The following is a 5,306-nucleotide window of genomic DNA, read 5'->3' as shown; positions in this document are numbered from 1 at the left end:
CGTTAACTGTTGCTTTTTTATCATGCCTTTTTACTTTATCCTGACTGTGGTTTTCTGTTTATCGTTATCTGCCATATCCATGATGATACAAACTATCATTCTCGGCCAAAGCAGAAACTATACCTGTTGACCATTATATGTAATATGCAGGAATGATAATAAAGATCCACATTATGTAGGGTTCATTTTGTGTAGAGTACGTTTTATGTAGGGTGTTTTTTATCCGGGAGTTTTATCATGGCAATAGCTTCGTTACCCGAAAACTTAATCCAGATGTTTGAAAATGATCCCATTGTTGGATGGGCAGTAAAAGATAAAGAGTCTCATTTCGTTTACGTAAATAAGGCTTTTAAAATATGGCAAACAATTTCAACGCATTATGACTATGAAGGACTTAAAATTAATGACATTCCGGTTCCTGTGGCTGAGTTCTCAGATCTGTTTGAACAGCAGGAAAGATACATTGAAGACTCAGGAAAACCCGTACGGGCAATTACAACCCATATTCAGGGCAAAGAGAAAATCATGCAACCCGCATACAACATTCAGGAACCATTATTTGATGAAAAAAACATTTGTAATGGCACGCTTATAAGCGTAAGGCATGTCAACATCATCACGCCGACATCACTCCTCGCAGGGAAAATAAAGCAACATGCAATTTTCCAGGCACCCTCAGTGATATTTACAGAAAAAGAATGGGAAATGGTCTATCTACTACAGTGTGATTTCAGCCTTAAAGAAATTAGTAGCATCCTTGGTATTTCTGTTAACGCCATTAACGGAAGATTGAGAAGTTGCTTTAAAAAAATTGGGGCAAACTCATCATCATCTTTGATTGAGTTTTGCAAATGCAACGGGATGGATAATTACATCCCACAATTCTTTTTAAAAAAGGGGCATATTATCGTTACTGACTGAGGGTTATCCATGGATTTTTATTTTAAAAGATCGTTGTTTGGATGGGCCATAAAAGACAACGCATCGCGATATATTTATGTTAACGATTTAGCCTGTCAATATTTCAATATATCAGCAACCAGAATCATGGGCCGCATAGACACTGAACTAATCCCTGATATTGGAGAGCATTACAAATACATATTACGCGATGACAATGAGATAATCAAAAACAAAAAAATGAGCATTGTGCTGAAAGTATTCAATTATGGAAATGAAGGCAAGTTGCGTGCCTATCTGGTAGAAAAAAGACCCTGGCCGTTACAGAATGGTTCAACAGGCATCATTTGTACCTACATTGAACTCACTAATGTCTATCTGTCCTCATTCTTCGATAATATCTATCGTAAACCCCTTATCTTCACCAGACCATCCCCTCTTTTTACCGATCGCGAATGGGAGATAATACTCTTACTGTTATGCGGAGTTAAACGCAAAGGCATATCCGAAATTCTTGGTATTAGCTACATAACACTAAGAAACCGCATAATACTCTGCTGCGAAAAGTCCGGAGTGCTGAATTATACCCAGCTGCTCAAATATATCCGTACTCAGGGTTGGGATAACTATATTCCACCGTTTTTTTTAAAGCAGGGGCATATGATCCTTGTTTAACCTAACTTTGCCTCTGTCGACCAAATGCCATGTGATCACCTGTCATACAGTGAACGCCTTTAATGCAAAAAATTTTGAATCTGGTATCCGCTATTTTTAGCGGTTCAGTTCAGGGCTGAGAATGACGCAAGTGCGCCGACCAGTTACGGGAGTATGGGTCGGGTCATACCGTTGGCCACAATCAGTGCCGTACTCAGTACAGGGGCAACGGCAGCCGTCAGGAGCAACGATCCGCAAGTAAACAGGTCTGATGCTGTGGGCAGCCTGGCGCTCATGGCTTCCCTGCACATTTAGCGCCGGAGCCTACCCCACCCTCGCTGGTCCGAAGACCCCATACGTCATTCAAGACCACCGTCGGAAACTTCGCATGCAAAGTTCGTGCACGCCCGATATTCTGAAAAGTCGCGGCAATCTGCCGGCGGGACACAGAACCACATTCAGAAAAGACTCGCTGCATATTGTGAATAATTTTTCGTTTTTTCCCGGTTAAACATGCAGGATTGTCGGGCCATACTCTGATATTTGAAGTGGTCGGAATGGAATACTGTCTTTCAGGTTTTAACGGCGAACGTCTGGATCCGGTCAAGAGGCATTATCATCCTGGGAACGGTTACCGGGGTTACAGTCCTGTACTGGGACGTTTTACCCGGCCAGATTTATATAACCCCTTTGGCAAGGGTGGTATTAACCCCTACGTTTACTGCACCGGGGATCCGATCAACCGGGATGACCCGTCAGACCATTTCAGCCAGGGTAAGTGACTGGGTTTAGGTATCGGGTTTATTGCAGCGAAAGCCTTCAGTCTCGCGACAGAGAGGAGCACCATGCTGGGTGATTCGGCCATTGGGGCAGGCTCTGAGCTCACAGAGGATCGTGTCGACCAACAGCGTGTGAACTGGATCCAGATGAATCTTTCTGCAAGGCTAAACGCCACCACCACACTGGCCGGATTTGGTCTGGGGAGGTTTGGACCAGTAATCTCTTTGTTCGTTCCGCGTCAGGTCTGAGTCTGTTTACACTCTCCTTTAACACTGTCCGGATTTTTGACTGGAGTCAGAAAAATGGAAATCTTAAAAGTGCATGGAACTGAAAGGGGTGCGTTCACACATCCTAAGTCAAAAAAGTTGGTGAACTGAACGGAATAGGTGTTGGCCTGCATCATGTACTTAAACGCACGTTGTGTAGCTTCATAGTTCACCTGTTCTGCGCGCTAAACGGGCGCCCAGTACAAGATAACTGGTCTGGTAGACTCAATATGCAAGCACGTCGTCTGTTAATAAGTGTCGGTTTTGTGCCATAGATATTCCCACCTCCACTTCTGCATTTTCAGAATTGGCCATCACTTTTCTCGCGACGCCCCCCATTAGTCCCTCAGACGTTATTCTGCCATCAAGACCATCTCCTCAAGCAAGATCAATCGTTAGGCCGGCATCATCAAAAAATCGTATGCAGATGTATTGTGTTTTTACTCTTTTCGCCATAAATTGAAAAAAGTAATACAAACTACTACAACGGGTTTGATCATGCACTCACTGACAAAGATTCTGAGCTCACTACTCACTGGCGGACAGGAACGAGCACTAAAAGTAATGGATGAAGAGGAGGATGGCCGCAAAGAAGTGACATCCATACGTCTAAAACCTCAGACGCGGGCGTACTTACAGGCGCAGAGTGAAGTGCTTGGAATTTCGGTTTCACAGTTTATAAACATCATTGTTGATGGAGTGGTAAATATCGAGACGTCACCACACCAGAGTCGAATAGATACTATTTATGACCGACTGATGTTGCTGTTCGAAATCAATGGAATTGGACCATTAGAAATGAGCCAGATACTGGCTGAGTATGGGCTAACGCTGTCAAAACTTAAATCACGTGATGCAACACTTGATCTTCTGACTCCGGAGTTACTTAAGAACGTCAGCAACTGGTTCGGTGTACAGCAATCCTGGCTTAGCGCAAAAAGCGAGGGCGTATTCCCCACGCGCGCTCTCCACTGGTATAAAAATACCGAGGGAATGGCAGCTTCAATTATTGAAAGAAACATTGAGTATGGCGATCTTGATGTTTATATCATCAAGAATGCTGGCGTGAGCTTCGAGCAGGCCGAAAAATATGATGACTATGAGAACAATTTGGGTATGGGGTTTGTACTCGAGTACCGCACTAAGATAGGCAGCGCCAGCATCTGTCGGTATGAGTTTTGCGAATTTCAGCGCTGGAACTACATTCGGTGTCGCAATGACCTGAAGCTGATATTCAGGTTCCTTCACGAGCTTGAACAAAAACGTGCTGCCATCCGTGTTCACGGCTGTACGGTAAAAGAAGCAATATTTGAAAGGATCTATAATGGTCGTATCCTTCCAGACCAGCTTAGAATTGCCCTGAACAACGCTGCGTGGTGGGATCCCCGTATCATAACAGAAGATGTTGCGGTCAATTATAGTGAGATGAAATTCAGCAAGTTCGTGACGGCCTACTGCGAGCTCCCTATGAAAACAATAAGGCCGGTTTATAACCAGTATTCCAGCAACCCTGAGGCCTGGACCGTAACGTTATGGAAAGATGATTCCGGGGAACAGAAATACCATTCATTACGTGAAGCGCTGGAAGACAGTTTCAGGCGATATCACAGCACTGATTTTCCTTCACCAGATGGTGATTGTTAGCTGAAGATCAGTGAGCTTATAAGATTTTTTATAGCGTGGGTTCCGAAGCAACCAATACATTTCAAACTAACTCGTTTCTTATGTGTTTCACATTATCAGTAATGCTAGTAACTTACTGATATTTAAATCGGTAAGGCTAAAATAACTATCCTTATGAATCATTAAAAGCTTACCTTAACTAAACTCATAAATAGGCTCGTTGAGCCTATTTAACATTGATAAACCCCTCGAAAAAACAATACTTTTATATCTTTCTGCTATTTTTACAGGTTAAGGGATCTTTTTCATTCTGACCAGTACTCGTCGCCAACGCCTGCCTGTTTTGCACAGGGCTCGCCACATCGGCAGTACAGATATTTATAGATACCATGTTCAGCAATGGTGAGGCATCAGTCAGGCAACCGCCACTAAGGTACGATGTCAATATCGAACTCACCCTGTAGCTTCTGACGCTGCTCGGTTGAGAGACGACTAATTTTCAGTGCAATATTCATTATAGAAGGCGACAGATCCCGCAGAGATTCCACGGTGCTGTCTGCATACTGTGCGGATAACACTCTCATTGCCTGCATGATGACCAGATGGCGCTGCGCTTCCGAAATATGTCGGAACAACATTGTCAGCAGAGCAATATCGTCTTCAACTCCTGCGGGTTCTGCCCACTCACCCTCCTCTCCCAGGAACCATGCCGCACTTACCCCAGTTGCTTTTGCAAGTTTCTTCAGTTGTAAAATGCTGGGGAATGACTCGTGCTTTAAATATCCCCTGATGGCCGCCTCAGATAACCCCGATTTACGCGCCAGAGAGCTCTTGGTATAGCCAGACATTTCCATGGCCACAGACAACCGTGATCCAAACATGTTCTCATCCGCAGGTTCAGTCAACTGACTGCCTTTTTTCACCATCTCGTTCTACTCTTAACCGTTTGATTTAACAAGAATATCAATTCAAAAACTCATCAAATCGAAATATTTTTCGAAAATTAAATTTATTTCGCATTAAATATCGATATCATGTCAGTATAAATTGCAGACAGTTTCCCTCTGCAGATTCAAACACTGA

General features: G+C 43.5%; 5 protein-coding genes. 4 read left to right on the top strand and 1 reads right to left on the bottom strand.

Annotated elements, in window-relative coordinates:
• The first annotated feature begins 237 nt into the window (after positions 1 to 237).
• From CNE01S_RS23730 to CNE01S_RS23715, 4 genes are all read left to right on the top strand, one after another.
• A complete protein-coding gene (locus tag CNE01S_RS23730; protein ID WP_061279127.1) occupies positions 238 to 921 on the top strand; it encodes a helix-turn-helix transcriptional regulator in 684 nt (227 codons plus the stop codon).
• Between the two features lie 9 nt (positions 922 to 930).
• Positions 931 to 1,575 (top strand): PAS domain-containing protein, encoded by a 645-nt coding sequence (locus CNE01S_RS23725; RefSeq protein ID WP_061279125.1) that lies wholly within the window; start codon positions 931 to 933, stop codon positions 1,573 to 1,575.
• Between the two features lie 536 nt (positions 1,576 to 2,111).
• The gene (locus CNE01S_RS24920) at positions 2,112 to 2,336 is read left to right on the top strand and encodes an RHS repeat-associated core domain-containing protein (protein ID WP_082763287.1); all 225 of its coding nucleotides are present in this window, start codon (positions 2,112 to 2,114) and stop codon (positions 2,334 to 2,336) included.
• Between the two features lie 762 nt (positions 2,337 to 3,098).
• Positions 3,099 to 4,244, top strand: coding sequence for a hypothetical protein (locus CNE01S_RS23715; protein ID WP_072279232.1), 1,146 nt, complete (start codon positions 3,099 to 3,101; stop codon positions 4,242 to 4,244).
• Between the two features lie 407 nt (positions 4,245 to 4,651).
• Here the strand turns inward: CNE01S_RS23715 and CNE01S_RS23710 are convergent, their stop codons facing one another.
• Positions 4,652 to 5,149 (bottom strand): helix-turn-helix domain-containing protein, encoded by a 498-nt coding sequence (locus tag CNE01S_RS23710; RefSeq protein WP_061279119.1) that lies wholly within the window; start codon positions 5,147 to 5,149, stop codon positions 4,652 to 4,654.
• Between the last annotated feature and the right edge of the window lie 157 nt (positions 5,150 to 5,306).

The sequence above is a fragment of the Cedecea neteri NBRC 105707 = ATCC 33855 genome, assembly GCF_001571265.1.
Taxonomy (GTDB): Bacteria; Pseudomonadota; Gammaproteobacteria; order Enterobacterales; family Enterobacteriaceae; genus Cedecea; species Cedecea neteri.
This window is presented reverse-complemented; position numbering and strand designations above follow the sequence as displayed.

Excerpts from the sequence above, each read along its gene's own strand:
- CNE01S_RS23730 (WP_061279127.1), top strand. The coding sequence starts at position 238 with ATGGCAATAGCTTCGTTACCCGAAAACTTAATCCAGATGTTTGAAAAT.
- CNE01S_RS23725 (WP_061279125.1), top strand. The coding sequence starts at position 931 with ATGGATTTTTATTTTAAAAGATCGTTGTTTGGATGGGCCATAAAAGAC.
- CNE01S_RS24920 (WP_082763287.1), top strand. The coding sequence starts at position 2,112 with ATGGAATACTGTCTTTCAGGTTTTAACGGCGAACGTCTGGATCCGGTC.
- CNE01S_RS23715 (WP_072279232.1), top strand. The coding sequence starts at position 3,099 with ATGCACTCACTGACAAAGATTCTGAGCTCACTACTCACTGGCGGACAG.
- CNE01S_RS23710 (WP_061279119.1), bottom strand. The coding sequence starts at position 5,149 with ATGGTGAAAAAAGGCAGTCAGTTGACTGAACCTGCGGATGAGAACATG.